Origin of the sequence: Pseudomonas sp. NMS19W, assembly GCF_051554255.1 — a bacterium.
Taxonomy (GTDB): Bacteria; Pseudomonadota; Gammaproteobacteria; order Pseudomonadales; family Pseudomonadaceae; genus Aquipseudomonas; species Aquipseudomonas kribbensis.
In genome coordinates, this window is record NZ_CP136718.1 from 2,888,256 (window position 1) to 2,915,195 (window position 26,940).

Annotated in this window: 26 protein-coding genes; 9 read left to right on the forward strand and 17 right to left on the reverse strand. The window is 59.7% G+C overall.

Features of this window, described 5'->3' with window-relative positions; genetic code table 11:
* The first annotated feature begins 191 nt into the window (after positions 1-191).
* Genes gnd through R1A29_RS13090 form a run of 3 tightly spaced genes read left to right on the forward strand, consistent with a single transcriptional unit; the run spans position 192 to position 3,498 of the window.
* The gene (gene gnd / locus R1A29_RS13080; RefSeq protein ID WP_085708172.1) at positions 192-1,172 is read left to right on the forward strand and encodes a phosphogluconate dehydrogenase (NAD(+)-dependent, decarboxylating); all 981 of its coding nucleotides are present in this window, start codon (positions 192-194) and stop codon (positions 1,170-1,172) included.
* A complete protein-coding gene (zwf, locus tag R1A29_RS13085; protein WP_438301778.1) occupies positions 1,169-2,692 on the forward strand; it encodes a glucose-6-phosphate dehydrogenase in 1,524 nt (507 codons plus the stop codon). The genes gnd and zwf overlap by 4 nt, the downstream gene beginning before the upstream one ends.
* Complete coding sequence (locus R1A29_RS13090; protein WP_438301779.1) at positions 2,689-3,498, forward strand: HAD family hydrolase; 810 nt, start codon at positions 2,689-2,691, stop codon at positions 3,496-3,498. Before zwf ends, R1A29_RS13090 begins: the two co-directional genes overlap by 4 nt.
* 45 nt (positions 3,499-3,543) lie before the next feature.
* On the opposite strand, the gene nhaB is transcribed toward R1A29_RS13090, so the two are convergent.
* From nhaB to R1A29_RS13105, 3 genes are all read right to left on the reverse strand, one after another.
* Positions 3,544-5,046, reverse strand: coding sequence for a sodium/proton antiporter NhaB (gene nhaB, locus R1A29_RS13095; protein ID WP_438301780.1), 1,503 nt, complete (start codon positions 5,044-5,046; stop codon positions 3,544-3,546).
* Positions 5,047-5,120: 74 nt separating this feature from the next.
* Positions 5,121-6,410, reverse strand: coding sequence for a hypothetical protein (locus R1A29_RS13100; protein ID WP_438301781.1), 1,290 nt, complete (start codon positions 6,408-6,410; stop codon positions 5,121-5,123).
* A 282-nt stretch (positions 6,411-6,692) separates the two neighbouring features.
* Complete coding sequence (locus tag R1A29_RS13105; RefSeq protein WP_085731086.1) at positions 6,693-6,959, reverse strand: hypothetical protein; 267 nt, start codon at positions 6,957-6,959, stop codon at positions 6,693-6,695.
* 344 nt (positions 6,960-7,303) lie between these two features.
* On the opposite strand from R1A29_RS13105, the gene R1A29_RS13110 reads away from it, so the two are divergent.
* Complete coding sequence (locus tag R1A29_RS13110) at positions 7,304-8,629, forward strand: sigma-54 dependent transcriptional regulator (protein ID WP_085708166.1); 1,326 nt, start codon at positions 7,304-7,306, stop codon at positions 8,627-8,629.
* Between the two features lie 81 nt (positions 8,630-8,710).
* Here R1A29_RS13110 and R1A29_RS13115 read toward each other — a convergent pair whose 3' ends face one another.
* The 9 genes from R1A29_RS13115 to R1A29_RS13155 form a co-directional block, all read right to left on the reverse strand.
* Positions 8,711-10,018, reverse strand: a complete 1,308-nt coding sequence (locus R1A29_RS13115; RefSeq protein ID WP_408985213.1) for a hypothetical protein — start codon at positions 10,016-10,018, stop codon at positions 8,711-8,713.
* Positions 10,019-10,064: 46 nt separating this feature from the next.
* A complete protein-coding gene (locus R1A29_RS13120; protein ID WP_438301782.1) occupies positions 10,065-10,811 on the reverse strand; it encodes a hypothetical protein in 747 nt (248 codons plus the stop codon).
* A 44-nt stretch (positions 10,812-10,855) separates the two neighbouring features.
* Entirely contained in the window at positions 10,856-11,536 is a 681-nt protein-coding gene (locus R1A29_RS13125) for a C39 family peptidase (protein ID WP_438301783.1), read from the reverse strand.
* A gap of 63 nt (positions 11,537-11,599) precedes the next feature.
* Complete coding sequence (locus R1A29_RS13130) at positions 11,600-12,598, reverse strand: heme utilization protein (protein WP_438301784.1); 999 nt, start codon at positions 12,596-12,598, stop codon at positions 11,600-11,602.
* Positions 12,599-12,669: 71 nt separating this feature from the next.
* Positions 12,670-13,239 (reverse strand): adhesin, encoded by a 570-nt coding sequence (locus tag R1A29_RS13135; protein ID WP_085708161.1) that lies wholly within the window; start codon positions 13,237-13,239, stop codon positions 12,670-12,672.
* A gap of 1 nt (position 13,240) precedes the next feature.
* Positions 13,241-13,690 carry a hypothetical protein gene (locus tag R1A29_RS13140; protein WP_438301785.1) on the reverse strand — a complete coding sequence of 150 codons (450 nt, stop codon included), beginning with the start codon at positions 13,688-13,690 and terminating at the stop codon, positions 13,241-13,243.
* 357 nt (positions 13,691-14,047) lie between these two features.
* Positions 14,048-14,572, reverse strand: a complete 525-nt coding sequence (locus R1A29_RS13145) for an AAA family ATPase (RefSeq protein ID WP_438301786.1) — start codon at positions 14,570-14,572, stop codon at positions 14,048-14,050.
* Complete coding sequence (pnuC, locus tag R1A29_RS13150; protein WP_438301787.1) at positions 14,569-15,132, reverse strand: nicotinamide riboside transporter PnuC; 564 nt, start codon at positions 15,130-15,132, stop codon at positions 14,569-14,571. Before pnuC ends, R1A29_RS13145 begins: the two co-directional genes overlap by 4 nt.
* 81 nt (positions 15,133-15,213) lie before the next feature.
* The gene (locus R1A29_RS13155) at positions 15,214-16,848 is read right to left on the reverse strand and encodes a methyl-accepting chemotaxis protein (RefSeq protein WP_438301788.1); all 1,635 of its coding nucleotides are present in this window, start codon (positions 16,846-16,848) and stop codon (positions 15,214-15,216) included.
* A gap of 319 nt (positions 16,849-17,167) precedes the next feature.
* On the opposite strand from R1A29_RS13155, the gene R1A29_RS13160 reads away from it, so the two are divergent.
* Together R1A29_RS13160 and R1A29_RS13165 are read left to right on the forward strand one after the other, a co-directional pair.
* Entirely contained in the window at positions 17,168-17,998 is an 831-nt protein-coding gene (locus R1A29_RS13160; RefSeq protein WP_114882802.1) for an undecaprenyl-diphosphate phosphatase, read from the forward strand.
* Positions 17,995-18,423, forward strand: a complete 429-nt coding sequence (locus tag R1A29_RS13165; RefSeq protein ID WP_438301789.1) for a DUF1294 domain-containing protein — start codon at positions 17,995-17,997, stop codon at positions 18,421-18,423. The genes R1A29_RS13160 and R1A29_RS13165 overlap by 4 nt, the downstream gene beginning before the upstream one ends.
* Before the next feature lie 2 nt (positions 18,424-18,425).
* Here R1A29_RS13165 and R1A29_RS13170 read toward each other — a convergent pair whose 3' ends face one another.
* A complete protein-coding gene (locus tag R1A29_RS13170) occupies positions 18,426-18,785 on the reverse strand; it encodes an MmcQ/YjbR family DNA-binding protein (RefSeq protein WP_367253363.1) in 360 nt (119 codons plus the stop codon).
* Positions 18,782-19,690 carry a LysR substrate-binding domain-containing protein gene (locus R1A29_RS13175; RefSeq protein ID WP_438301790.1) on the reverse strand — a complete coding sequence of 303 codons (909 nt, stop codon included), beginning with the start codon at positions 19,688-19,690 and terminating at the stop codon, positions 18,782-18,784. The genes R1A29_RS13170 and R1A29_RS13175 overlap by 4 nt, the downstream gene beginning before the upstream one ends.
* A gap of 128 nt (positions 19,691-19,818) precedes the next feature.
* Here R1A29_RS13175 and R1A29_RS13180 point away from each other — a divergent pair, with 128 nt between their 5' ends.
* Together R1A29_RS13180 and R1A29_RS13185 are read left to right on the forward strand one after the other, a co-directional pair.
* The gene (locus R1A29_RS13180; RefSeq protein ID WP_134826742.1) at positions 19,819-20,430 is read left to right on the forward strand and encodes an FMN-dependent NADH-azoreductase; all 612 of its coding nucleotides are present in this window, start codon (positions 19,819-19,821) and stop codon (positions 20,428-20,430) included.
* A gap of 235 nt (positions 20,431-20,665) precedes the next feature.
* Positions 20,666-21,703, forward strand: coding sequence for an alpha/beta hydrolase family protein (locus R1A29_RS13185; RefSeq protein ID WP_438301791.1), 1,038 nt, complete (start codon positions 20,666-20,668; stop codon positions 21,701-21,703).
* 3 nt (positions 21,704-21,706) lie between these two features.
* Here the strand turns inward: R1A29_RS13185 and R1A29_RS13190 are convergent, their stop codons facing one another.
* Positions 21,707-22,894 carry an MFS transporter gene (locus R1A29_RS13190; protein ID WP_438301792.1) on the reverse strand — a complete coding sequence of 396 codons (1,188 nt, stop codon included), beginning with the start codon at positions 22,892-22,894 and terminating at the stop codon, positions 21,707-21,709.
* A 138-nt stretch (positions 22,895-23,032) separates the two neighbouring features.
* Positions 23,033-24,619: an ABC-F family ATPase gene (locus R1A29_RS13195; RefSeq protein WP_085731070.1), complete on the reverse strand. Its 1,587-nt coding sequence runs from the start codon at positions 24,617-24,619 to the stop codon at positions 23,033-23,035.
* Positions 24,620-25,009: 390 nt separating this feature from the next.
* Here R1A29_RS13195 and lpxO point away from each other — a divergent pair, with 390 nt between their 5' ends.
* On the forward strand, positions 25,010-25,909 hold the full coding sequence (lpxO, locus tag R1A29_RS13200) for a lipid A hydroxylase LpxO (protein ID WP_085708729.1): 900 nt from the start codon (positions 25,010-25,012) through the stop codon (positions 25,907-25,909).
* A gap of 54 nt (positions 25,910-25,963) precedes the next feature.
* Here lpxO and R1A29_RS13205 read toward each other — a convergent pair whose 3' ends face one another.
* The gene (locus R1A29_RS13205; protein WP_438301793.1) at positions 25,964-26,824 is read right to left on the reverse strand and encodes a Ku protein; all 861 of its coding nucleotides are present in this window, start codon (positions 26,822-26,824) and stop codon (positions 25,964-25,966) included.
* Between the last annotated feature and the right edge of the window lie 116 nt (positions 26,825-26,940).

The following is a 26,940-nucleotide window of genomic DNA, read 5'->3' on the forward strand; positions in this document are numbered from 1 at the left end:
TTTCTTTTGCTCGTGAATGGAACTTTTTTATTTTTCATGGTCGTTGTGTCTTCGCCACGTTTCCCGACGTTATCAGTCTGGATCGGGCACAATGCCCGGAAACTTCACACCGACGCTCTGGACTAACCTCCATGAGAGCGTTGGGCTATAACCTTTGACACACTTTTATTTGTAGTAAGGAGCATCAGCACATGCAACTCGGGATTATTGGACTGGGCCGCATGGGCGGCAATATTGCACGGCGTCTGATGCTCAACGGTCACACCACCGTTGTTTACGACCGCAATACCGCCTTTGTCGACACCCTGGCCGCCGAGGGCTCTACCGGCGTTGCCGATCTGCCTGCCTTGGTCGCAGGCCTGGCCAAGCCGCGTGCCGTGTGGGTCATGCTGCCGGCCGGCGCGCCGACCGAAGACACCATCGAAACCCTGAGCACGCTGCTCGAGGCGGGCGACACCATCATCGATGGCGGCAACACCAACTATAAGGACGACATCCGCCGGGCCAAGACCCTGGCCGAGAAGGGCCTGCACTACATCGACGTCGGCACCTCCGGGGGCGTCTGGGGCCTTGAGCGCGGCTACTGCATGATGATCGGCGGCGATGCCGAGACCGTTAAGCGTCTGGACCCGCTGTTCGCCGCACTGGCGCCGGGCATGGGCGACATCCCGCGCACCAAGGACCGCAAGTCCGATGACCACCGTGCCGAGCACGGCTACATCCACGCCGGTCCCGCCGGTGCCGGTCACTTCGTGAAGATGATTCACAACGGTATCGAGTACGGCATGATGGCGGCCTTCGCCGAAGGCTTCGACATCCTCAAGACCAAGTCCAGCGAGCTTCTGCCGGAAGATCAGCGTTTCGACTTGAACGTGGCCGACATCGCCGAAGTCTGGCGTCGCGGCAGCGTGGTGTCGTCGTGGCTGCTCGACCTGACCGCCGATGCCCTGGCGGTCGACCCGAAACTCGATGGCTTCTCCGGTTCCGTGGCCGACAGCGGCGAAGGTCAATGGACCATCGAAGCGGCAATGGAACAAAAGGTGCCGGTACCGGTGCTGTCCAACTCACTGTTCTCGCGCTACCGCTCCCGCGGTCAGGGCACGTTCGGTGACAAGATCCTCTCGGCCCAGCGCTTCGGCTTCGGCGGCCACGTAGAGACGGCTAAGAAATGACCCATACGATCCGCAGAAAATCCAAGGCAGAACCCGCACCACCGACCACGCTGTTTTTGTTCGGTGCCCACGGCGACCTGGTCAAGCGCTTGCTGATGCCGGCGCTGTACAACCTCAGTCGCGACGGCTTGCTTGACGAAAATCTGCGGATCGTCGGCGTTGACCACAACGCCATCACGGATGAAGCCTTCGCGCAAAAGCTCGAAGACTTCATCCGTACCGAAGTGGCGGCGAAGGTCGGCAAGGGCGATCAGATGCTTGATCCGGCCTTGTGGGCCAAGCTCGCCAAAGGTATCAGCTACGTCCAGGGCGATTTCCTGGACGACAGCACTTATTCCGCGCTGGCGGCGAAAATCGCCGACAGCGGCACCGGCAATGCGGTGTTCTACCTGGCCACCGCGCCGCGTTTCTTCAGCGAAGTGGTGCGTCGCCTCGGCGCCGCGAAACTGCTGGAAGAAACCCCGGAAGCCTTCAGAAGGGTAGTGATCGAAAAACCGTTCGGCTCCGACCTGCAAACCGCCGAGGCGTTGAACGCCCGCCTGCTCAAGGTCATGTCGGAAAAGCAGATCTACCGGATCGATCACTATCTGGGCAAGGAAACCGTACAGAACATTCTGGTCAGCCGGTTCTCCAACAGCCTGTTCGAAGCGTTCTGGAACAACCACTACATCGACCACGTACAGATCACCGCCGCCGAAACCGTCGGCGTCGAAACCCGTGGCAGTTTCTACGAACACACCGGCGCCCTGCGGGACATGGTGCCCAATCACCTGTTCCAGTTGCTGGCCATGGTGGCGATGGAGCCGCCGGCCGCGTTCGGCGCCGATGCGGTGCGGGGCGAGAAGGCCAAGGTGGTCGGTGCGATTCGTCCATGGACCACCGAAGAGGCGCGGGCCAATTCGGTGCGCGGCCAGTACAGCGCCGGCGAAATCGACGGCAAGCCACTGGCCGGTTATCGCGAAGAAGCCAACGTGTCGCCCGACAGCACCACCGAAACCTACGTGGCGCTCAAGGTGATGATCGACAACTGGCGCTGGGTCGGCGTGCCATTCTACCTGCGTACCGGCAAACGCATGAGCGTGCGCGACACCGAGATCGTCATCTGCTTCAAACCGGCGCCGTATGCGCAGTTCCGCGACACCGAGGTCGACGAATTGCAGCCGACCTACCTGCGCATCCAGATCCAGCCCAACGAAGGCATGTGGTTCGACCTTTTGGCCAAGCGGCCGGGGCCGGCACTGAACATGGCCAACATCGAGCTTGGATTCGCCTACAAGGATTTCTTCGAAATGCAGCCTTCCACCGGCTACGAAACCCTGATCTACGACTGCCTGACCGGTGACCAGACGCTGTTCCAGCGCGCCGACAATATCGAGAATGGCTGGCGTGCGGTGCAGCCGTTTCTCGATGCCTGGCAACAGGACGCGAGCGTTCAGCCTTATGCCGCCGGCGAAGACGGGCCTCAGGCTGCCGATGATCTGCTGACTCGCGATGGTCGCGTCTGGCATGGTCTCGGATGAGTGAGCCAATCCGTTTTCTGCTGAGCGACATGGACGGCACGCTGTTGCTGCCCGATCACAGCCTGAGCCAGCGCACCATTGATGCCGTCCGGGCGCTACGCGAGGCGGGCGTGTTGTTCAGCCTCGCTACCGGGCGACCCCCAAAGGCCATGCTGCAGCAGATCGAAGCCCTGGGCGTCGATCTGCCGACGGCGGCATTCAACGGCGGCACGATCGTCAATCCGGACGGCAGCATTCTGGTCGCTCACTACCTGCCAGCCACTGCGGCACTGACGGCGCTGGCGCTCTTCGCTGATCAGCCGGAAGTCGAGATCTGGGTGTTCAGTGGTGGTGACTGGCTGCTCAAGGATCCGCACGGGCCGATGGTTCCTCGCGAACAACATGGTCTGGGTTATCCGCCGGTGGTGGTCGACAGCTTCGAGCCGTATCTGGAGCGCATCGACAAGATCGTCGCGACCAGCAACAACACCGAACTGCTGATCGAATTGGAGGCGCGCTTGCTGCCGAAGGTCGAGGGCATGGCGCAGGTCTCGCGTTCGCAGCCGGTGTATCTGGACGTGACGGCGCTGGAGGCCAACAAGGGCGCTGCACTGACGACTCTTGCCGAGCATCTCGGCGTGCCATTGGCGCAGACCGCAGCAATTGGCGATGGTGGCAACGACCCGGCGATGTTTCATGTCGCCGGCCTGTCGATCGCCATGGGCCAGGCAGAAGACGCCGTGAAGCGGCAGGCGGACGCGGTGACCGGGCCGAACACCGAGGACGGTGTGGCGCAGGCCATCGAGAAATACATTTTGCCGCGTTGATCGACGCATAAAAAAACGGGAGCCCCAGGGCTCCCGTTGTTGTTTCTACAGCCAGTAACTCACGGCATACCAGCCGAGCAGCCCCATCACCACGGTGTAAGGCAACGCCATCCATACCATCCGCCCGTAGGACAACCGTACCAGCGGTGCAATCGCCGACGTCAGCAGAAACAGAAACGCAGCCTGACCATTGGGCGTCGCCACGCTCGGCAGGTTGGTGCCGGTGTTGATCGCAATCGCCAGGGTCTCGAAGTGTTCACGGCTCATGTGGCCGGACAGGAATGCCTGTTTCACTTCGGTGATGTAGATCGTCGCCACGAACACGTTGTCACTGATCGCCGACAACAGACCGTTGGCGATGAACAGCATCCCCGGTTGCTGCTCGGCAGGCAGTGCCAGTACCCACTGGATCAACGGCGCGAACAGTTGCTGATCATGGATCACCGCCACTACGGCAAAAAACACCACCAGCAGTGCAGTGAACGGCATGGCGTCCTTGAACGCGCTGCCCAGACGATGCTCGTCAGTGATGCCGGTAAATGCGGTGATCAGGATAATGACCATCAGACCGATCAGGCCCACTTCGGCGACATGGAACGCGAGGCCGGCAATCAGGATCAATGCGGCCGCGCCTTGCACCAACAGCGCGGCACGCTGGCGAGGCGTGCGTTCGGCATCGTCTTCACGGGCGTAATCGGCCAGCACTGCGCGGACATTGTTCGGCAGCAAGGTGCCGTAGCCGAACCAACGCAGCTTCTCCAGCAACATGCAGGTCAACAGACCGGCCACCAGCACCGGCAGAGACACCGGCGCGACCTTGAGGAAAAACTCGGCGAAGTGCCAGCCCATCTCGTGGCCGATCAGCAGGTTCTGCGGCTCGCCAACCAGTGTGCAGACGCCGCCCAGCGCAGTCCCGACAGCGCCATGCATCAGCAGGCTGCGCAGGAAAGCACGGAACTGCTCCAAATCCTCGTGATGCAGCTTCGGCAAATGCTGATCGTCGCTGAATTCGCTGTCCTGACGCGGATCGTTGCCGGAGGCGACACGGTGATAGACCGAATAGAAGCCGACGGCGGCACTGATGATCACGGCGGTTACGGTCAGCGCATCGAGAAAGGCCGAAAGAAACGCCGACAAAAAGCAGAACATCAGTGCCAGCAGCATCTTCGAACGCACGCCGAGCAGCAGCCGCGAGAACAGGAACAGCAGCAGATCCTTCATGAAATAGATGCCGGCGACCATGAACATCAGCAGCAGAATCACCGGGAAGTTGTGTTGAAGCTCTTCGTACAGCGCCTGAGGCGTAGTCATCTTCAACAGCAAGGCTTCGATCAGCAGCAAGCCGCCGGGCATCAGCGGGTAGCATTTGAGCGCCATGGCCAAGGTGAAAATGAACTCGATCACCAGCAGCCAGCCGGCGGCAACGGGACCTGCCAGCCACAACACCACGGCGTTGAGAATCAGGAACCCGACGATGCACGCCTTGTACCAGCGGGGCGAATGCCCGAGAAAATTGTGCGCGAACGCCTGGGCCATCGAACCGGACATCGGTTGCTCCTTGCTTTAAGAAGCGCGCAAGGTGCCGTAAGCGTTGAGCAAGATCAAGTGTGGGAAGTTTCTGTTCATGGGTTCAGATAGCGCGCAACCACGGCGCGGTAGTTGCCATCGAGTGAATATCCGCCCACCAGAATCCCGCCTTCCGGTTGCAACACCAGGGATGTAGCGGTGTCGAGACTGCGGCCCAGTCGCGTACGTAACCAGCCATGACCGGCGCCAAAGCTGTTGTCCAGTCGGCCGTCGGCCAGATAACGCGCAACGATGAAATCGGCCTCGACCCCGCCAATCGTCGCGCCAGCCGCGATAAGCCGACCGTCCGGCATGCGTTGTGCGGCGCTCCACTGGCAGCCGCTGGGGCCGATGTCCAGAAGGGTGGGTTGACCGTTGTTGCAGTGCAGGTCGGCGCGACCGTTGCCATGGACAGACAGCGCCATGCAACGGATCGGGTCGCGGCTGCTGCCAAAGCAATGCAGGTGATTCGCGGATTCGATGACCTGGTTGACCAGCGCGCTGTGCCCTTGAGCCTTGAAGGCCAGGAAACCGTCCAGCGCAAAGCGTTCGTCGAGCTGCCCGTCCGGCAGGTAGCGTGCGAGCAGGCCTTCCTGCGGGAAGTCGATGGCGCCGGCCACCACGATTCGTCCGTCCTCTTGCAGCAACAAGCTCCCCAGCCAGGTATTGAGCAGCAAGTGCCGGATCATGACAAACCCTCGGCCATTGAAGGTTGCATCAAGATTACCGTCGGGTTTGACGCGGATCAGCATGCCGACATGGTCGGCCAAAGAGCAGTGGTGGTTGGCAATCAACAGAATATGCCCGTCATCCTGGACTGCAAAATCGCAGGCTTCTGCCCCCGGAACGCCGGGGGGCAGCCAGGTGTCCCGGGTGCCCATGGACAGATCGCCGGGCAAACGCACTATTTTCCGGCCGTTGTCGCCGAATTCCGGGGCCGGCCGACCCTCTGCATCGAACAGGGCGAGGGCGGGCAAGGTGCGATGTTCGGACTCGTAATGCAGACCTGCCAGCAGAATTCGCCCGTCAGGCAATACCTGAACCTTGCTGCCCGTGGCTTCGAAACCAGAGGCGAACTGGCCGATCACGCTGCCCTGAAAGCCGAAGCCAAGATCCGCAGAACCATCATTCAGCAGACGGGCCAGGCCGAAACGGCTGCCTTGTGGCGTGCCGACCTTGGCGGCGATCAGGATGCGACCTTGCGGGTCAAGTGCGACATGCTGGGTCAGGCTGGACGTGCTGCCGGAAAAATAAACCTGAGCCACGCCGTTATTGGCAAATCTCTTGTCGAGTTGTCCGGCGTTATTCGCCAGCGCCGGGAGCGCAATAGCGGACTGGATTGACATACCTGCTCCTCCTTGCAAGTTGACCAATAGCCGGGAGCCGGGTCGGTAACTGCATGGCGAAACATTCAATCCCTGAACAGGGGCAAGTACAACTGACAGAACTAACAGGTGGAGCGTCGTTGTGTGCCAGAACAGTGACTTTTTGAACCAGTCGCAAGCCTGCCAAGCATTCAGGCGCGAAAGTGTGGAGGAAAGTTGTACAAAGTGGCTGAAGTTAAAAAGGATTCAGCAACTTAAAAGAAGAGGGCGGATGACTTGAAAGTCATCCGCATGGCCCTTGGATCAGTGTGGCATCGACCAGGACTGCAGTGCATAACCCTCATCACTCAGTTCGGCACGAGCCTGTTGCAAGAGGAATTCGAGCTGAGCCGGATCGGAATAGGCGCTGCTTGGAATACGGGTGCGACCAATCTGCGAGTTGGTGCGGTCGATAACGGTCAGGCTCAGTTCGCCATTGCCGTCTTGTGGGGCCCAGGCCACGCATTGGAAAGGTTTAAAGGCGTGGTTGGCAATCAAAAGAGCTTCGTTGATACGGAGCGGGGCGGTCATGGGGTCTTCTCTCTGTAATGCCCAATCAAGTGATGTGCCGTCGGTTGGGCTTACCGTGCGGCGAGTTACTTGTACTGATGCACGCAACCCGCTGACAGGTCACACAGGATTTGAAGAAATTTCGTCTTTCTTTCATACAATCTCTATGACGAGAGTTTTTGAAAGCTGGGTGAAAGATTCGAGTCGATAGCCAACTAACAAAACAGGTTCTTATAACTGCTTCACTTGTACACCTATAAGCAATCGATACAAGGCGCCGTCAAATTCTTGCTAATGTTACAGCCAGGTCTGCCAAATGACTGTTTTTACAATCATTTCCTATAATTTGGCGCCAAGGAACAGTCATGAGCGAAGCGCCTGCGTTACGACGTTTATTGGTAGTCGACCCTTGTGACGACTGTCACCGATTGTTGCCCGGTTTACGCGCCGTAGGCTGGGATGTTGATAGTTGTAGCCTCGAAAATGCCGCCGACCGCAGTTGCGATGTCGGCTTGCTGCGTTTGCAGCCCTTTCACCTGGAACGTCCCGAAGCGGTTAAAGAATTGATCAGCCGCAGCGGTACCGAGTGGATCGCCGTGCTGAATCAGGAAGTGCTGCGCCTGCAGAACGTCGGGGACTTCGTTTGTGAATGGTTTTTCGACTTTCATACCTTGCCGTTCGACGTGTCGCGGGTGCAGGTCACGCTTGGTCGGGCATTCGGCATGGCGCGCCTGCGTGGCCAAGGCAATGTCCATGTGGACCAGCCGGAACACGAGTTGCTGGGTGACAGCAAACCGGTCCGCGAATTACGCAAACTGCTCAGCAAACTGGCCCCCACCGAGTCACCGGTACTGATTCGCGGCGAAAGCGGGACCGGTAAAGAACTGGTCGCCCGAACCCTGCACCGACAGTCGCAGCGCCATAGCAAACCGTTCGTGGCCATCAACTGCGGGGCGATTCCTGAGCATCTGATCCAGTCCGAGCTGTTCGGTCATGAAAAAGGCGCGTTCACCGGCGCCCATCAACGCAAGGTCGGACGCATCGAGGCGGCAAACGGCGGCACATTGTTTCTCGATGAAATCGGCGATCTGCCGCTGGAGCTGCAAGCCAATCTGCTGCGCTTTCTCCAGGAAAAACACATTGAACGAGTCGGCGGCAGCCAGCCGATCCCGGTGGATGTCCGGGTGCTGGCGGCCACCCACGTCGATCTTGAAGCGGCGATCGAGAAAAAGCGCTTTCGTGAGGACTTGTACTACCGGCTCAATGTGCTGCAAGTCGTGACCGCGCCGTTGCGAGAGCGGCATGGTGATCTGTCGATGCTGGCCAACCACTTTTCCCATTTCTACAGCCACGAAACCGGCCGTCGGCCGCGTAGCTTCAGTGAAGACGCGCTGATTGCCATGGGCAAGCACGACTGGCCGGGCAATGTCCGGGAACTGGCCAACCGTGTACGCCGGGGGCTGGTGTTGGCTGAAGGGCGGCAGATCGAGGCCCGTGACCTGGGGCTGATCAGTCAGCAGTCGCTGGCCACTCCGATGGGCACCCTCGAAGACTACAAGACCCGGGCCGAACGCCAGGCATTGTGCGATGTGCTCAACCGCCACAGCGACAACCTCAGTGTGGCTGCCAAAGTGCTGGGGGTTTCACGGCCGACGTTCTACCGCTTGTTGCACAAACACCAGATCCGCTAGGGCGCGGTGCTTCTTCGGGGAAGAAGCTGAAAAAGGCCCGCTGCGAGTGCATCGCAGCGGGCCTTTTCATGTTGTGGCGGGTTAGAAGTAGTACGGGAATTTCAGGCTGAAGGAAAAGTCCGGGGCATCGTCGGTCATGCCGATGGACAAGTTGGGCACGATGGTCAGGTTGTCGGTGGCCGCGATGGTCATGCCGACGTTAAAGTAACCGGCGTTGGCGTCGCTGGACACCACCGATTGCCAGTCTCCGCCATCCTGTTTCAGCTTGCTCTTGCGTTGCACAAGGTCGGACACCGAGAACGACATACTCATTTTTTCGTTGAGTGCGAAGGCGATGCCTGCGCCAATCTGGAAGCTGTCACCAATACGGACCTTGCCCGGTGTTTTCTGGTTGACGGTCGAGCTGATGTCGTCGAACGACTCTTCCAGGTTATGGGTGTAGGACAGACTGCCGAACAGCACGGCCGGGTCAAACGTCTTGACCAGCGATACACCGGGGGTGATCGACCAGACGCCGTTGCCGGTCGGCAGGGTGTCAGGCACGAACAGGTTGGAATTGGCGTCGCTCTGGCGCAGCTTGATGCCGAACGGATCCTTGCCGGTTGGCGCCTTGACCCGCAGGGTAACCACCGCGTCCGGGGTGTTGACCGACTCGTCCAGGAACTTGTAGGCGATGCCGAAGTTGACGTCGCCAATGGTCGGATCCCGCGTTACATCCTGTTCCGTGGTCACGTTGGCCGCGCCCTGGTTGCCGCCGCCCGACTGATAAGTCGAATCGCGATACACCACCGGTACGTTCACGTCGAACTGCCAGCGGTTATCGAAGTTGTAGCGGCCCGTCAGGTCGAGGGTCCAGGTGTCGGCCTTGATCCGGTCAAGGTTGATGTTGCCCAGAAAGATCGAGTCCAGAGCCAGGAAGCCATTGAGAATCAACTGGCGCGTGTCATAACGCGAATAGGTGATACCGGTTTCGAAGCTGAACTTGCCCCCACCAAAGAAGCCGCTGGCCTCGTCGTACAGGTTGGACACACTCTGTGCAGGTTGTGAATCGTCGGCCAGCGACTGGCCATAGGATGCGCCACTGCCCCCGGCGGCGCCCCCCGACGCTGCTGCAGCCCCGGTACCGGTGGCCACTTTGGGATTGCCTTTCATGTCGGCTGGCGATTTGGCCAGACGTTTTGGTGGTGGAGAAGCCGGTTGATCTTCGACCTGGCGGACCCGTTGTTCGAGCACCGCCAGGGCTTTCTGTTGTACTTCGTATCGTTGCTTAAGCTCCAGAAGTTCCTGTTTCAGGGTCTCCACATCCGCATCGGGTGCTGCTTGCAGCATCGCCGCGGGTAGAAGAGTACTCAAACATACAGCGGCACGCAGTGATACTGATCGATACATGAATAAGCCGTCCCTTTAAGCCCAATGGATCGAGACTCAGCGTAGTTCAATATCCGATATTGCGTAGTGCTCTTAGTTGAGAGAGATTGCAGTCCAGAGCACCAGGGCTCATACCGTTGTTGTTCAGGACAACGTTGAGTGTTGTCAGGTTGTTGACTACGTTCGCGTTACCGAGCAGGCGGGTGTTTTGCAGCAGGCCTCCTTGAGCCACTTGTTGCAGGGCCGTGCCCTGATTGCCGGCAGCCTGGATGGCCATCTGCACGCCACCGCCGGTGGCCGAAACCGCGACGCTGCCGGCAGCGTTACTGCCGGAAATCGTTTGTCCGGCCATCAAGGCTTGCCCTTGAACCGGTACCAACGCCGGTGCCTGGTTCGCTTCAGAAACGTTGATTGCAACGTTGTTGTAGGCCGTATTGCCGTCGCCGGCGGCGCGCACGCTTTGCGTCACGCCCTGGGAACTGTTGAGTCCCGCGCCACCAATGACCGAGCCGGTACCCGTTTGCGGGGTGCTGCCGTTGCCGGTTTCCTTGATGGTCGAGACATAGAATTCGGGTTTTACGGTTGCTGCCTGCAATTGCATCGAGGTCGCAGCCCCGATCAGATCACCGCTGGCGTTGCGCCAGGTACTGCTCATGACGATGCCGAAGCTGATGATCCGCCCCGGCATGACATAACGACCGCGAAGCTGTGACAGCTCCGAATCCTGGATTTCTATGGGTTTGAATCCTGCATTGGCATAGCCTGACGCACTCGCTGCCAGGCAGGCGGCGGCCAGCCAGTATGAGGTTTTCATCTGCTGCTCCCGGGACATCCAGCCCCACTCTTTATAATCGGCGATTAAAAGAAGTCGCTCTGTATGAACCCGAAGTCCATCAATTCAGCATCTTTGACGGGGTTGAAGTTATCCAGCTTGTTCTTGGCGGTCAGCGGTGCCGGAGGACTGCGTAACGCATTGGTCTTGTCGTATCCGGGGCCGACGATGGCAAAGACGATGCCGTTCCAACCTTTGACAAAGTCATCATGGCTGTAGCGTTTGTGTCCTAAAACCGGGTCTCCGATGTAGACCCAATCCTTGTCTGCCCGCTGCAGCACCACGAAATGCTTGTAGCCGCGAATTTCCATCAGTACCACCACCGGAATAGTGACCGCGTCGAGTTTTTCCGGAGGAATCTTGTAGCCCCTGGCGCGCATGCCGATGCTTTCTATGTAGCGCTTCATGTCCAGCATGGAGAAACCTTGTGTACGGACAAGGTCCTGGTCGGAGTTGACCAGCATGCCTTTGATGATGTGCTCTTCATCGACGTCGAGCCAATAAGCCTGGCGCAGTACCGTTGCCAGTGCGGCGGCGCCACAGCTGAAATCGGTTTTTTGTTCGACGATGTCGGAAAACTTGCGCTCACGAATGCTTTGCACGTTCTTGTAGACGAGTGTGCCACCCGGCAGGGCAGCCACGGGCATCTGGGCAGCCTGGGCAAGGCCGGACAGGCAAAGCAGGGCGAGGAGGGTCGTCTTACGCATGATCGATACGCCTATGCGGACTGAGGAAAAGCCCCGTTTCCGGGGCTTTCGTTTCGATCGCGATTACATGCAGGCTTTGCAACCTGCAGCGATGGACAGCGAGTTGCTTTGTTGGTTGCCAACGCCGGCTGCGTTGTTGAAGCCACCGTTGCCGGACCAGTTGTTGCCTACGTTGCTCATGCTGGCGTTGTTGGTGACAGGGTTTTTCCAGCCGTCTGGAGTCATCACTTGTTGAGTGGTCACACCAGCCAGACCGAAGACACCCACGGCAACGAAATCAGATTTCTGATCTTTGCCGCCGTTACCACCGTGGCCACGGTCGTTGTCGCCGTAGCCACCACCATAACCACCATGACCGTGATCATCGTCTTTGGTAGTTGCAGTGCCTGCGGCCACGAATGCGCCGCCTGCGGTGAATGTGTCAGTAAGGGTATCTTTTTTGTAGGTCTGAGTGCCGTTGTTGCCGACTTGCAGACCGGTGGTGCTTTGGTTGGCGGCGGCAGCGGCTTGCGCTACACGACCACCGGATACAGCGATTGCCAGGTTGTTTTTCTGTTGGTTGAAGTTGCCGGCGGCGTTGTTCACGCCGATGTTACCCGAGCCGCCGTTGCCGACGTTGTTCAGGCTGGCGTTGGCAGTGCTGGAGTAGTTGGCAACGGTGTTGTTGGAGTTGACCTGGGTTGCGCTGGAGGCGGATACGGCGGAGCCGAAGATGAAGCTTTCGTCGGCGGTTGCCAGTGCAGCGGCGTTGTCTTGCTGGTTGCCATCGCCAGCGGCGTTGTTCATCCCAATGTTGCCGTTGGCGCCATTGACAGCGTTACTTGCGTTAGCGTTGTTTTGAGTGCCCTGGTTCAGCACGGTGTTGCCAGAGTTGTTTTGCGTGTCGAGTACTGCAGCACCGGCACCAGCGCCGATTTGTAGCAGTTCTTCAAGGGTTGGGCCTTTTGGGCCGTGATCGTGACCATGACCGTGATTGTCATCACGACCGCCTGCCTGTGCTGCGATTGCCATCACTGCTGCGAGTGCGAAAACCAGTGGTTTGAGAGCCATTGTAGGTTTCATGGTGTTTCTCCGACGTGCTTATTAGTTGGTTAAGTGTTGGTACTTTCTAATTGCACTGCTTCTTGTTTGGGTCAGTCTGCGACCCGGATGCTCAGGGTGTTAGCCATTCGGTTCCCCACCCCGGCACTCTGGTTCACCTGGATTACCCCGCGACTGCCGGTGAAGGCCTGATCACTTGTCGTGACCTGGCGACTGCCGGGGGTGCCAGTTGCTCCTGAGCTCGGTAACAACGCCACGTTCTGTTGGGAAAGGGCGCTATCGTCAACGCTCTGCGGTGCAGCACTGATGCTGATGCGCATGGCGTTGGCCATCTGGTTGTTGGCCCCGGAGCCCTGGTTCACGCCCAGTGCGCCGTTGCCGTTACTGAATGAGGTGCCGCCGATGGTCGAGCTCGCGTTGATCGAGCGGTCGGCGGGGGTGTCGAGTTTCTGGTGAATGGTGGTGGTCGCGCTGGCCGACGTGCCGATGGCAATCGACTTGACGTTAGTCTGTTGCTGCTGATCGCCGGCGGCCTGGTTGACGTTGAAGTTGCCGTTGTACTGAACGCCGGAGTTCTGAATGTTGGCGCTGTCCACGGCGCTCGGATCGGCCATGACGCTGGTGCAGCCAAGCAGAGCCAGCAGGAGCAGGGAACGATTCATCTTATTGGCCTCCGGCCATGCGGGTCAGCGGAGCCAGACCGGTGCTGAGGGAGCGGTTGATGGTGTTGGAAATCGTGCCGCCACCGCCGCCGCCGTGACCGGCGCTCATGCCGGGCAGACCGTTTGGATTGGTCAGGACGTTCATGCCGGGCAGACTGGAATCCACCCCGATGTTGCCGCGAATGGAGGCGCCGCTGGCTACACTGGCAAAGTCACCGTCGTTGAGTTCGGTGCTGGTCATCGCTTGATTGATACGACCCGATGGATTGGCATTCACCGTGGTCGGATAGGGGTCTTTGCCGGGAGCGCTGCGCCCGATCGGAATGGGCTGGACGTCGCGATTGAGCACGATCACGCCATTGCCTTCGGCCTGAACGTTGAAACTGAGGAATGTGCTGGCTGCTGATCCGATCAGCAGAAGGCAAGTGAAGGCTTTGTTGATATTTCCCACGGCGGCAATTCCTTCTTCAGTGGGCTGGCCCAAGTCAGCGTTGTGAAGGAGAGAGCGAAAGCTGTGCCGGTTTTCAAATCTGTCGGTTTTTCAATGGGTTGGCCAAAGAGTGTGCAGGGCTGATACAAATGCTGTTTCAACGCTGAAACAGACCCCTGTCGATTCTGCTGGGCAAAGCCGTTGCAATGCTCTGGGACAAGGGTTTGCAGAAGGGTGTTTCAGCGATGTAACAAGTCGCGTGACAAAGCGATGAAGGCCGTTGAAACGGGGACTTTGCAGGGGAAGGAGTGTTTCAGGATCGGACACTTTTACCCCGAATCGGGGGAAATGCACGGGGCAGGCAACCCGAAAGCCGGGTCAACCTGCCAGCAGGTTACGGACGGCGTTGAAGGCTTGAACCTGCCGCTCGGCCCAGTCGCCGTGAATGATCTGCAAAGGTTGTCGATGCTCTTCCAGCCAGGTTTTGGTGGCGTCGTAGAAGGCCAGGCGTTCGCGGAGCGCTGGCTGACAACGTTGGCCATCGTCGGTCCAGTCGATCTGCTCGGGGGAGAGCAACAGGTGCAAGTCGTAATGACGCGCCAGCAGTTCCGGTTCCAGCCAGTCGGGACAGTCGCCGAACAACGTCTGGCTCCAGAGAATATTGCTCAACAGATGAGTGTCGAGAATCAGCAACGACGGCTGCTGCGCTCGCGCCTCGTCTTCCCACTGCAATTGGCCGCGAGCGATCTCGGGGATATCGGCGAGGCAGGTGTCCCGGGGATTCTGCTCGATGAACCAGCGCACGTACTCGTCCACCCGCAAACCGCCGAACTGTTGCTGCAGCCCGGCCGCCAGCCAGCTCTTGCCTGTGGATTCCGGCCCGGTCAGAACAACGACTTTCATGCGCGTAACGCCGGATCGGCGCGCCATTCCCGCCAGCCCTGCACTGCGATCAACGTGAACAGGGCGTACAGCGCAGCGGTGAGGTAAAGGCCTTTATAAAGAAACAGGCCAACGAAGATCACATCCAGCACGAACCACAGCGCCCAGCATTGCAGGCGCTTGTGGGCCATCCAGAATTGCGCGACCAGGCTGAAAGCGGTCAGCGCTGCGTCGAGCCAGGGCTGCGCGGCATCGGTCCAGTGCGCCATGGCCGCGCCCAGAAAAAGGCTGCCGGCGGCGCCGATGGCCAGCCCTTGCAGAATCGAACGGGAGTCGAGCCGGCTGACCTCACGCCCGTCATGCATCGTCCCGGCCCGGGTCCATTGCCACCAGCCGTAAACTTGCAGCGCGGCATAAACCACTTGCAGCAACATGTCCGAATACAGCTTCACCTCGAAGAAGATCCAGCTGTAGAGCAGCACCATGACCAGCCCGATCGGCCAGCACCAGGGGTTCTGTTTGACCGTCAGCCAGACGGCGATCACACCGAGGGCGGCGGCAAACAGTTCGAGCCCGGACATGCAAGATCCTTGGAGGGAGTAAAAGAGGGAGCGGATTGTACCCAAAAACCGGCGGGAGTGAGCTCCCACCGGTGGCCGGGATCACACGCGGAACTGGCGCAGCAAACCGTTCAGTTGCTCGCTCAACTGTCCGAGTCGCACGCTGGCGGCACTCGATTGCTCGGCAGCCAGTGCGGTGCTGTGGGAAAGGCCGGCGGCCTGGGTGACGTTCTGGTTGATGTCCTCGACCACGTGCGCCTGTTGCAGGGTCGCACTGGCAATCGATGCGTTCAGGCCATTGAGGTTGCGCAGCGCCTGGCCGATGGCATTGAGGCTGGCGCCGGCCAGTCCGGCCTGCTCGATGGTCAGTTGCGACGCCTTGCTGCTGTCGCCGATCACTTTCACCGCGGCTTCGGAATGATTTTGCAGGCGCTCGATCATCGACTGGATTTCCGCCGTGGATTTCTGCGTGCGTTGCGCCAACAGGCGGACTTCATCGGCCACCACGGCAAAACCACGGCCCTGTTCGCCGGCCCGGGCGGCTTCGATGGCGGCGTTGAGTGCCAGCAGGTTTGTCTGCTCGGCAATCGAACGGATCACTTCCAGAACACTGCCGATCTGCGTGCTTTCCGTCGCCAGCGTACGGATGACTTCGACGGCCTGATCAATGGTGCCGGACAGCTTGTCGATCTGCTGCAGGCTGCTATCGATGTTGATCTGGCCTTGCTGCGCCTGGGCTTCGGCATCGCGCATTTCGTTGGCGGCATGCTCGGCGTTCTTCGCCACATCCTGCACGCCGTAGGTGACTTCGTTGATGGCCGTCGCCACCAGCTCCATCTGCTGCGATTGTTGCTGGCTGCGTTGTTGGGCCTGGCTCGCGTCGTTGCCCAGTTCAGTGGAGGACTGGCCCAGCGCACTGGCCGACACCTGCAAATCGCCGATGACCCGGCGCAGCTTGGCGGTGAAGGCATTGAAGTGATGGGCCAGTTGCGTGACTTCGTCCTGGCCATGGGTGTCGAGGCTGCGGGTCAGGTCGCTTTCGCCGCTGGCAATGTTGGCCATGGCGTTCACGGTTTCCTGCAAGGGGCGGACGATGCTGCGGGCAATCAGAATCACCAGCACGCCCATGATCAGCGCGATGACCAGGCCGACGACGGACGCTTTGATCACCTGGCCCTGAAACTCGGCCTGCACATCGTCGACGTACACGCCGGAACCCAGCACCCAGCCCCATGGTTCGAACAGTTTCACGTAGGAGGTCTTGGCCACCGGCTCACTGGCACCGGGTTTCGGCCAACGGTAATCGACCATGCCGGCGCCCTTGGCCTTGGCGATGGCGACCATTTCGTTGAACACCGCAAAACCGTCCGGGTCACGGATCGCAGAGAGGTTCTGGCCTTCGAGCTTGGGATTGGTCGGGTGCATGACCATCACGGGTGTGAGGTCGTTGATCCAGAAGTAGTCGCTCTGGTCATAGCGCAGGCCGCGAATCGCAGTCAGCGCCTGTTTCTGGGCGGCGTCGCGGGTAAGGGTTCCGGCCGCTTCCAGGCCCTGGTAGTAGGTCAGCAAACCGCTGGCGGTCTGCACCACATGTTGAGTTTTCTGGGCCTTGGCGTGATACAGGTCATCGTGGATCTGCTTGAGCATCAGCAGGCCCAGGGTCAGCAGCATGACCACCGCCACAATCAAGATGAGCCACAAGCGTCGGCTGATCGACACACTGCGCAAGCTGTTCATAACGCTGTCACTCCGGTTTCTTTTTCTTGTAATAAATCACCGCCAGCATCCAACCACGTTTCAGTGGCCGGGCATACGCGACCCAAGTCGTAGAGCGCGGCAGCGCGATTACGGCTTGTCTGTTAGGATTTCGGCCCCGTGCGTGAAAACCTGAACCCAAGTTGCCATTTCACGGAATTTTGACCGTTTCGTGTGGATCCTTGGCGCGCGGAATCGGTACAGCAACACAGCAACACAGCAACACAGCTACGCTGATCGCAGTGAACGTAAAAAAAATACTATCGGGGCATGCCTGAGCGCATCGCTCTTTGGGGGATTGATGGACCTTTGGACCGCCTTGCAGGCACTGATTCTTGGAGTTGTAGAAGGGCTGACGGAGTTTTTGCCCATTTCCAGTACCGGACACCAGATCATCGTCGCCGACCTGCTGAATTTCGGCGGTGAACGCGCCATGGCGTTCAACATCATCATCCAGCTCGGCGCGATTCTCGCGGTGGTCTGGGAGTTTCGCCGCAAGATTCTCGACGTGGTCATCGGCTTGCCGACCCAGCCGAGTGCGCGACGCTTTACCGCCAACCTGCTGATCGCCTTCCTGCCGGCCGTGGTGCTCGGCGTGATCTTTGCCGATCTGATTCACAAATACCTGTTCAACCCGATCACTGTGGCGACGGCTTTGGTCGTGGGCGGTTTCATCATGTTGTGGGCCGAGCGCCGGCAGCATGAAGTGCACGCCGAAACCGTGGACGAAATCACCTGGAAAGACGCGCTGAAGGTCGGTTTTGCCCAGTGTCTGGCGATGATCCCGGGTACCTCGCGTTCCGGCTCGACCATCATTGGCGGCCTGTTGTTCGGTCTGTCACGCAAGACCGCCACCGAGTTTTCGTTTTTCCTGGCGATGCCGACCATGGTCGGTGCGGCGGTGTATTCGGGCTACAAGTACCGTGCGCTGTTCGTGCCGGCGGACTTCCCGGTGTTTGCGATCGGTTTTGTCACTGCATTCGTTTTCGCCATGATCGCCGTGCGCGGTTTGCTGAAATTCATCGCCAGCCACAGTTACGCGGCATTCGCCTGGTACCGGATCGTGTTCGGTCTGTTGATTCTGGCGACCTGGCAGTTCGGCTGGGTGGACTGGGCGGCGGCCAAGGCATGAGTGACTCCCGCGCACGCCGCCCGGATCGCGGTCCTTCCGGTGGCAGCATCCAGCATCTGAAGTTGAAGCTGTTCGTGCTGCTGATCGTCTGCGCGTTGCCGCTGTTCGGCTCGCTGTCGATGTGGCTGCGCGGAATCTCATTGGTGCCGTTGATGGCCTACGGGATTGTCAGCGTGCTGGCGTTCTTCCTGTACTGGGCCGACAAGCGCAAGGCCCGCGCCGACGCCTGGCGCACGCCGGAAAACGTCCTGCACGCCGTGGAACTGGCGGGCGGCTGGCCGGGTGCATTGATCGCCCAGCAAGTCTTCCGGCACAAGACGCGCAAGGTGCCGTTTCAGATTCTGTTCTGGGTGATCGTCGCGCTGCACCAGGTGTTCTGGATCGATCAGTTGTTCCTCGGTTCGAACCTGTTGGCGCTGGGGTAGAGTTACAGCAGCAAACCCACCTGGGTTTTCTTCGGCAATTTGCTCACCACCAGTTGATGAGAGCGTTGCAGCAACCCTCGCAGTTCCTCGGCGCTCAAGGGGTAGGGCGGGTGCATGATGATCCACTGCGCCCGCGCCAGATAGGGTGCCGGGTGAATGCCCGGCCGGTCGCAATGACCGAGAAACAGATCCTTGTCGACCTTGAACGCCAGCGACTCACCGCGCAGCCCCTGCAAGGCGAACATCTTGTTGCCGGCAATCGAGAACACCCGCACGCCGCCCCATTTGTAGTCTTCCCGGGCGCCGGGCAATGCCAGGCAGAAGTCCGCGACGTCCGCTTCGCTCATCTTTCCTTGTTTCATAACAGCCGCTCTCCACAGGCATTGAACGATTCGACCAGGTGATCGATCCACGCGCGCACCGCCGGCATCACACCGCGCCGATGCGGGTACACCGCTTGCAGCCAGCCGCCGGGCAACGACCAGCCCGGCAGCAATTGCACCAGCGTGCCGTTGTTCAGTTCCGCTTCGCAATACATCATCGGCAGCAGGGTGAAACCCTGGCCAGCCAGCACGCAAGCCTTGCGCACGATGAAATCGTCGATGCCCAGCCGGGCCTCCAGCGCCAGATCGCAACTCTTGCCGTGCTGATCGAGCAGGCGCACATGCACCATGCGATCGGCTTCGAGCGCGCCGAGCACTGGCAGGGTTTTCAAGTCCTGCGGATGATTGATTTCCACGCCCTGTATAAAGGAAGGGCTCGCGACCACCACCATTTGCGCCTGACGCAAGCGGCGGGTCACCAGCATCGGTTCTTCGTCGCCGTGTTCGCGCACCCGCAGGGCGACATCGATGCCTTCGGTGATCAGATCGACCCGGCGATTGATCAGGGTGACTTCAAGCTGTACCTGCGGGTATTTGCCGAGGAAATTGCTGATCACCACCGGCAGCATTTCATGGGCCAGCCCGGTCGGGCTCGACACCCGCAGGCGTCCACGGGGTTCGCTGGACATGCTGGCCACCGTCTCGTCGGCCATTTCCGCTTCCAGCAGCATCGCCTGACAGTGGCGTAAATAGCGTTCGCCCACGGCGGTCAGCTTCAATTGGCGGGTGGTGCGTTGCAGCAGGCGCGCGCTCAGGCGTTCTTCCAGTTCGGCAATCCGCCGCGACAGGCGCGACTTGGGAATGCCCAGCAAGCGGCCGGCAGCGGCGAATCCGCCGGCCTCGACCACTTTGGCGAAATAGTAGAGATCGTTGAGGTCTTGCATGGGTAATTCCGACTGTTCTATCAGTGGGACAAACTATCGCATTGTTGCCGTCTAATCAGCTATTGGTTTCGTAGGTAGGATTGTCTCCATTCCGTCGCCACCGGCGATTCTTTCCAGGAGATTCCACTATGAAACTGCTGCACATCGATTCGAGCATTCTGGGCGACAACTCCGCTTCCCGTCAGTTGAGCACCGAAGTCGTCAAAGCCTGGCAAACTGCCGAGCCAAGCGCTGTCGTGACCTACCGCGACCTGGCTGCCGACGCCATCAGCCACTTCTCGTCCACCACTCTGGTTGCCGCCGGCACCACCGCTGAACTGCGCAATGCCGCACAACAGCACGAAGCCGAGCTGAGCGCCAACACCCTGGCCGAATTCATCGCTGCTGACGCCATCGTCGTTGCCGCGCCGATGTACAACTTCACCGTGCCAACCCAGCTCAAGGCCTGGATCGACCGCATCGCCGTCGCCGGCCAGACTTTCCGCTACACCGAAGCAGGCCCTGAAGGCCTGTGCGGTGGCAAGAAAGTGATCATCGTATCGACTTCGGGCGGCATCCACGCGGGTCAGGCTTCGGGCGTTGCTCACGAAGACTACCTGAAACTGGTCTTCGGCTTCCTCGGCATCACCGACATTGAAATCGTCCGCGCCGAAGGCCTGGCCTACGGTGAAGAAGTTCGCAACAACGCCATGAGTGCTGCCCACGCCCGCATCAGCGAGCAACTGTTCGCCGCTGCGTAAGGCTTTCGTAAAGAACAGCTCTCGTTCAGGCAACACCCAAAAAACTCTGTATTCTGGTTCTGCAAGGGCCAGATACGGAGTTTTTTGTGTCCGACTGTTACATAATCTGGCCCGGGTTATGCAGTCTTACGATCAACGTCTGAGTGCAACGCCGCGCCGGATCACCGAACCACGGAGTTTCGGGCGTCGAACACAACGGATCTTTCGATTGAGTAACAACAGGGTGGGGCATCCCATGATGCGTCTTTGTGCAACGTTACTGATTTGCCTGCTCGGCAGCCTGAATTCAGTGCACGCAGCCCCCGGCCAGCACCCACGCTGGAGCGTCGGTTATCACGAGATGACGTTCCTCGATCCGCTCGACCTGCAACCGATGCGTGCCATCGCGTTCTATCCCTCCAGCGACCGCGAGCACATGAGCCTGCTCGAGGGCTACTCGGTCGAAGCCGGCGAAGACACCAAAATCGCCCTCGGCCGCTTTCCGATGCTGATGCTGTCTCACGGCAACACCGGCACGCCGCTGGCCCTGCACGACCTCGCCACATCGCTGGCCCGCAAGGGCTTTGTGGTGGTAGCGGTGATTCATCCCGGCGACAACTCCAGGGATCACAGTCGCCTCGGCACCTTGAGCAATCTGTATGGCCGGCCGATCCAGATTTCCGAAGCCATTACCGCCACACTTGGCGACCGCATGCTCGCGCCGTTTGTGAACGCCGATCAGGTCGGTGTCATTGGTTATTCGGCAGGGGGCGAGACCGCGTTGATTTTATCCGGTGCGCAGCCTGACCTTGATCGCTTGCGTAGGTACTGCCAGGAGCGTCCGGATGACCGCGACGCCTGCAACACTCAGGGCGAACTGATCGTTGATCGCGACGATCTGCAACCGGTGGCCGACCCGAGAGTCCACGCCTTGCTGCTGATGGCGCCGCTGAGCCTGAAATTCGGCCGGCACACCCTGGCCGACGTGCATGTGCCGGTGCTGCTGTACAGCGGCGACGGCGACAAACTGGTGGCCTTCGACAAGAACGCCGCCGCCCTGGCGCGCAAACTGCCGACCGCACCGGACTTCAAGTTGCTGGCCGGGGCCGGGCACTTCGTGTTCATGGCGCCGTGCAATGAAGAACAGATCCGTGCGATGCCCGCGCTGTGCACCGATGCTGACGGGGTGGATCGAGAAGACATTCACCGCAACCTGATTTCCGAAGCCGGGCGGTTTTTCTCCAATGCGCTGGGCAAGCCTTCCCGGGCGGGGATGCAGACGGCGGATCAGTAAGCGTCAGGCCATCGCCCGACGCTTGAGCCACAAGGTCAGCGCCAGTCCGCTCACGGACAACAGCGCAGCGCAAAGGAAGATCCACGAATACCCCAGATTCAACGCCACCGCGCCCATCAGCGGCCCGGCAACCGCCAGTGCCAGATCGAAAAACACCGCGTAAGCACTCAACCCGGCACCACGGCTGGAGTTGGGCACCTGCTTGATCGCTTCAACCCCCAGCGCGGGGTATACCAGCGACAACCCGAACCCTGCCAGCCCGGCGCCGATCAGTGCGTAACCGGTGGACGGTGCGAGCCACAGCAACAGCAGCCCGACGGTTTCGATGCTCATACAGGCGATGGCCGAAGCGAAGCCACCGAATCGGGCGATGGCGGAAATAAACAACAGCCGCGACAGGATGAAGCACACGCCGAATACCGTCAGGCAGTAGGCCGCGCCGGTCCAGCCGCGATTGAGGTAATAAAGGGTGATGAACGTGGTCAGGGTGCCGTAACCGATCGAGGCGAGGCTCAAACTGGCACCGAACGGCGCGATCCGTCCGAACACCGCCCAGAACGGCAACCGCTCGCCGCGCACCACCGGCACGGAAGGTTTGTTGCGAATCAGCAGCAGAGCGCCGGCGGCCAGTACCGACAGCGCAATTCCGAGGCTGGTAAAACCGTAATCGGCCACCATCAGCACGCCCAGCGGTGCGCCGATCGCGATGGCGCCATAAGAGGCGATGCCGTTCCAGCCGATGGAGCGGGCAGTGTGCTCGGCGCCGACCTGGCCCATGCACCAGCTGATGGTGCCGACACCGATCAAACCTTGCGCGATCCCGAGCAGTAAACGCCCGGCAATCAGAATGATCAGGCTTGGCAGCGGAAAGTCCTGAAGCAGGGTCGACAGGAATGTCAGCACACCGCTGAGGACGATTCCCAGCAAACCGTAAACGATGGCGCGCTTGGTCCCGACGGTATCCGACATGCGCCCGGCCATGGGACGGCTCAGCAGAGTCGCCAGGTATTGCGATCCGATCACCAGACCCGCAACGACGGCACTGAAGCCCAGCTGTTCGTGCACATAGCCGGGCAGCACCGCAATCGGCAGACCGATGCAGAGGAAGGCGATAAAGGTGTAGAAAACGATGGAGACGATCTGCAGGGTGATCGCCATGGAGCTTTGCGGTGGCTGTTGCTGCGCAGACATGAGGGCTCGTTCGCGGGCGGCGGTGGGAGAGTCCGCATCATGGCTTGGGTGTGAAATAAAAGAAAGCAGGCTAACTATCTTTCCTTGGCGCAATAAAAAGCCCCGCCATGGGGCGGGGCTTTCGGCTCGAGGCCGCTATCAGAACACGACGCCCTGGCTGCGCAGGTAATCGTCGTAGGTGCCGCTGAAGTCGGTCACGCCGTTCGGGCTCAGCTCGATGATGCGCGTGGCCAGGGACGATACGAACTCACGGTCGTGGCTGACGAAAATCAGCGTGCCCGGGTAGTTTTCCAGCGCCAGGTTCAGCGCCTCGATCGATTCCATGTCCAGGTGGTTGGTCGGTTCGTCCATCACCAGAACGTTCGGCTTTTGCAGGATCAGCTTGCCGAACAGCATGCGACCTTGCTCACCACCGGAAATCACCTTCACCGACTTGAGGATCTCGTCGTTGGAGAACAGCATGCGGCCCAGGGTGCCACGAATCACTTGCTCGCCCTGAGTCCACTGACCCATCCAGTCGAACAGGCTGACGTCGTCTTCGAAGTCGTGGGCGTGGTCCTGAGCGTAGTAGCCCAGCTCCGCGCTTTCGGTCCACTTCACGGTGCCGGCGTCCGGGGTCAGTTCACCCATCAAGGTGCGCAGCAGGGTGGTCTTGCCGATACCGTTCGGGCCGATGATCGCCACGCGTTCGCCGGCTTCAACGGTGAAACTGAAGTTCTTGAACAGGGTCTTGCCGTCGAAGCCTTTGGACATCTGCTCGATGGTCACGGCCTGGCGGTGCAGTTTCTTGGTCTGTTCGAAACGGATGAACGGGCTCACGCGGCTCGATGGCTTGACCTCGGCCAGCTGGATCTTATCGATCTGCTTGGCGCGGGAAGTGGCCTGCTTGGCTTTCGAGGCGTTGGCCGAGAAGCGGCTGACGAACGTCTGCAGTTCGGCAATCTGGGCTTTCTTCTTGGCGTTGTCCGACAGCAGTTGCTCGCGGGACTGGGTCGCCGCAGTCATGTACTCGTCGTAGTTGCCCGGGAACAGACGCAGCTCGCCGTAGTCCAGGTCGGCCATGTGGGTGCAGACGCTGTTCAGGAAGTGACGGTCGTGGGAAATGATGATCATGGTGCTGTTACGCGCCGTCAGGATCGTTTCCAGCCAGCGGATGGTGTTGATGTCCAGGTGGTTGGTCGGTTCGTCGAGCAACAGCACTTCCGGATCGGAGAACAGGGCCTGAGCCAGCAGGACACGCAGTTTCCAGCCCGGCGCGACTTCGGTCATCGGGCCGAAATGCTGTTCCAGCGGAATGCCCAGGCCCAGCAGCAGTTCACCGGCGCGGGATTCGGCGGTGTAGCCGTCCATCTCGGCGAACTCGGTTTCCAGCTCGGCCACGGCCATGCCGTCTTCTTCGCTCATTTCCGGCAGCGAGTAGATGCGATCGCGCTCGGCCTTGACCTTCCACAGCTCTTCGTGACCCATGATCACGGTGTCGATCACGGTGAATTCTTCGTAGGCGAACTGATCCTGACGCAGTTTACCGAGGCGCACGTTCGGCTCGAGCATCACCTGGCCGGCAGACGGCTCCAGATCGCCACCGAGGATTTTCATGAACGTCGACTTGCCGCAACCGTTGGCGCCGATCAGGCCATAACGGTTGCCGTTGTTGAATTTCACCGAAACGTTTTCGAACAGCGGCTTTGCGCCGAACTGCATCGTGATATTAGCTGTAGAAATCAAAGGTTTATCCTGCGAAGCATTCTGAGTAGCGAGGGTGCGGCCGGAGCGCTTGGCCCGAGTCGAAGTGCGCTGAGGCGGGAAATCCCGTCATCAACCAAGGGGGCGCGTAAAGTTTGGCGGCGATTGTACTGGTCTGGCTCTTCCAGCGATAGGGCGGTGATCCCCGGAATGCCAATTGGCGCAATCGCGGGACAGTTTTTCACAGATGAAGGTTCACTATTGGTTACAAACTGTGGCTAAAATGCCATCCATTCACCCAATGCCCTTACCCGGCATGGGCTCAAGGATGTGCCACCGAGACGCTGCTTTGTATCCAGACCACTGCTACAGACCTATGGCCACAGCCAGAAAGGCGCGCAGTTTGTTCACTTTTGACGTGTGACGATTTCCGTGAAACTCATCATTGCTGCTATTTATGTCATTTCCATTGCATACGTTCACCTGCGTGGTCGTGTGCGTCACAAACTGGGCCGTCAGTTGAGTGATCATTCGACGTTTCTCGCGCCGATCAACTGCTTCCTTTATCTGTTTTCGAAGAAACCGAACAAACCCTACCTCGATCCGAAGGACTTTCCCGATCTGAGCCCGTTGCAGGCCCATTGGGAAGAAATCCGCGAAGAAGGTCAGAACCTTCTGCGTGCCGGTGCGATCAAGCGCTCGGATCAGTACGACGATGTCGGTTTCAACTCGTTCTTCAAAACCGGCTGGAAGCGTTTCTATTTGAAATGGTACGGCGACAGCCATCCGTCGGCGCTGCAACTGTGCCCGCGCACCACTGAACTGGTGCAGAGCATCGGCTCGATCAAGGCAGCGATGTTCGCCGAACTGCCACCGGGCTCGAAACTGGTGCGTCACCGTGACCCGTATGCCGGTTCCTACCGTTATCACCTGGGCCTGGAAACGCCGAACGATGCCGGTTGCTACATCAACGTCGATGGCGAGAACTATCACTGGCGCGACGGCGAAGCGGTGATGTTCGACGAGACCTACATTCACTACGCCGAAAACACCACCGACAAGAACCGCATCATCCTGTTCTGCGACGTCGAGCGACCGATGAAGTACCGCTGGGCAGCCGCGTTCAACGGCTGGTTCAGCCGTACCGTGATGTCGGCGGCCGGTGCGCCGAACGATGCGGGCGACCGCACCGGCGGTATCAACCGCCTGTTTACCAAAATCTACAAGATCCGCCTGCGCGGCAAAGAACTGAAAAAGCGCAATCGCGCGCGCTATTACCTGGAAAAGTGGGCGATCTTCGGTGGCCTGCTGGCGATCTTCATTCTGATCTGATAATTGATCTGATAAATCGGGCGACTGTTGAAAGACAGTCGCCCGATTTCATTTTCACGACGCTTTTCTGGTCTTTTTCGCCGGTGTAGCCTTGCTCGCGGCCTTCTTCGCCGGTTTGGCCGGTGATTTCCCGCCGAGACTGCGTTTGAGCAGTTCCGTCAGATCGATCACATCCGCAGACTTGCGCTCTTCTTCGCCATCAACGGTCTCAACGTCCTCGATCTTGCCTTCATGGGCCTTTTTGTCCACCAGGGCCATGATCTTGTCTTCAAACTCGTCGCGGTAGTCCTCAGGATTCCAGTCGGCGCTCATGTCTTCAACGAGTCGTTTGGCCATGTCCAGTTCGGCTTTCGCCAGTTGCGGCTGGGTCACTTCGCTGCCCAGCGCCAGTTCGTCCAGGCTGCGCACTTCCTGCGGCCAGCGCAGTTTCACCAGCACCAGTGCCGACTCCAGCGGCATCAGCGCCGCCAGATACTGACGTGTGTGTAAAACCACGCGGGCGAGGGCGACTTTTTTGGTTTTGCTCAGGGTTTCGCGCAGCAATGCGTAAACCTTGCCGCCGCGTTTGTCCGGGGCCAGGTAGTAGGGCGTGTCGATGTTCTGCAGCGGAATCTGCTCGCTGTCGACGAAGGCAAAGATGTCGATGGTCTGGGTCGAGACCGGGTGCGCCGAACGGATTTCCTCCTCGCTGAGCACCACATACCGGCCTTTTTCGAACTGCACGCCTTTGACGATGTGCTCCTTTGTCACCTCTTTGCCGGTGACCTTGTTGACCCGTTTATAGCCGACCGGGTCCATGCTGCGGCTGTCCAGCCAGTCGAAGTCCACGCCCTGGGACGAGGTGGCGGAGACCAGCGCCACGGGGATGTGCACCAGACCGAAACTGATTGCGCCTTTCCAGATTGCCCGAGCCATGGTGCCGTTCTCCGCGTGATGTTCGGGTGACCCGCCAGCGTGCGTGAAAGTTTCCGTTGCCCGCCGACGGGCAACTGGTCAAACGGTGTTACACCTTGTTTAGCGATGACGGGTTA

Coding starts and splice junctions, on each gene's coding strand:
- R1A29_RS13170 (WP_367253363.1), bottom strand. CDS start 18,785: ATGAAACAAGGAAAGATGAGCGAAGCGGACGTCGCGGACTTCTGCCTG.
- R1A29_RS13090 (WP_438301779.1), top strand. CDS start 2,689: ATGAGTGAGCCAATCCGTTTTCTGCTGAGCGACATGGACGGCACGCTG.
- nhaB (WP_438301780.1), bottom strand. CDS start 5,046: ATGTCCGGTTCGATGGCCCAGGCGTTCGCGCACAATTTTCTCGGGCAT.
- R1A29_RS13120 (WP_438301782.1), bottom strand. CDS start 10,811: ATGAAAACCTCATACTGGCTGGCCGCCGCCTGCCTGGCAGCGAGTGCG.
- R1A29_RS13130 (WP_438301784.1), bottom strand. CDS start 12,598: ATGAAACCTACAATGGCTCTCAAACCACTGGTTTTCGCACTCGCAGCA.
- R1A29_RS13110 (WP_085708166.1), top strand. CDS start 7,304: ATGAGCGAAGCGCCTGCGTTACGACGTTTATTGGTAGTCGACCCTTGT.
- R1A29_RS13125 (WP_438301783.1), bottom strand. CDS start 11,536: ATGCGTAAGACGACCCTCCTCGCCCTGCTTTGCCTGTCCGGCCTTGCC.
- R1A29_RS13145 (WP_438301786.1), bottom strand. CDS start 14,572: ATGAAAGTCGTTGTTCTGACCGGGCCGGAATCCACAGGCAAGAGCTGG.
- R1A29_RS13175 (WP_438301790.1), bottom strand. CDS start 19,690: ATGCAAGACCTCAACGATCTCTACTATTTCGCCAAAGTGGTCGAGGCC.
- R1A29_RS13180 (WP_134826742.1), top strand. CDS start 19,819: ATGAAACTGCTGCACATCGATTCGAGCATTCTGGGCGACAACTCCGCT.
- R1A29_RS13185 (WP_438301791.1), top strand. CDS start 20,666: ATGATGCGTCTTTGTGCAACGTTACTGATTTGCCTGCTCGGCAGCCTG.
- R1A29_RS13135 (WP_085708161.1), bottom strand. CDS start 13,239: ATGAATCGTTCCCTGCTCCTGCTGGCTCTGCTTGGCTGCACCAGCGTC.
- zwf (WP_438301778.1), top strand. CDS start 1,169: ATGACCCATACGATCCGCAGAAAATCCAAGGCAGAACCCGCACCACCG.
- R1A29_RS13165 (WP_438301789.1), top strand. CDS start 17,995: ATGAGTGACTCCCGCGCACGCCGCCCGGATCGCGGTCCTTCCGGTGGC.
- R1A29_RS13190 (WP_438301792.1), bottom strand. CDS start 22,894: ATGTCTGCGCAGCAACAGCCACCGCAAAGCTCCATGGCGATCACCCTG.
- R1A29_RS13205 (WP_438301793.1), bottom strand. CDS start 26,824: ATGGCTCGGGCAATCTGGAAAGGCGCAATCAGTTTCGGTCTGGTGCAC.
- R1A29_RS13105 (WP_085731086.1), bottom strand. CDS start 6,959: ATGACCGCCCCGCTCCGTATCAACGAAGCTCTTTTGATTGCCAACCAC.
- R1A29_RS13155 (WP_438301788.1), bottom strand. CDS start 16,848: ATGAACAGCTTGCGCAGTGTGTCGATCAGCCGACGCTTGTGGCTCATC.
- gnd (WP_085708172.1), top strand. CDS start 192: ATGCAACTCGGGATTATTGGACTGGGCCGCATGGGCGGCAATATTGCA.
- pnuC (WP_438301787.1), bottom strand. CDS start 15,132: ATGTCCGGGCTCGAACTGTTTGCCGCCGCCCTCGGTGTGATCGCCGTC.
- R1A29_RS13160 (WP_114882802.1), top strand. CDS start 17,168: ATGGACCTTTGGACCGCCTTGCAGGCACTGATTCTTGGAGTTGTAGAA.
- R1A29_RS13115 (WP_408985213.1), bottom strand. CDS start 10,018: ATGTATCGATCAGTATCACTGCGTGCCGCTGTATGTTTGAGTACTCTT.
- R1A29_RS13100 (WP_438301781.1), bottom strand. CDS start 6,410: ATGTCAATCCAGTCCGCTATTGCGCTCCCGGCGCTGGCGAATAACGCC.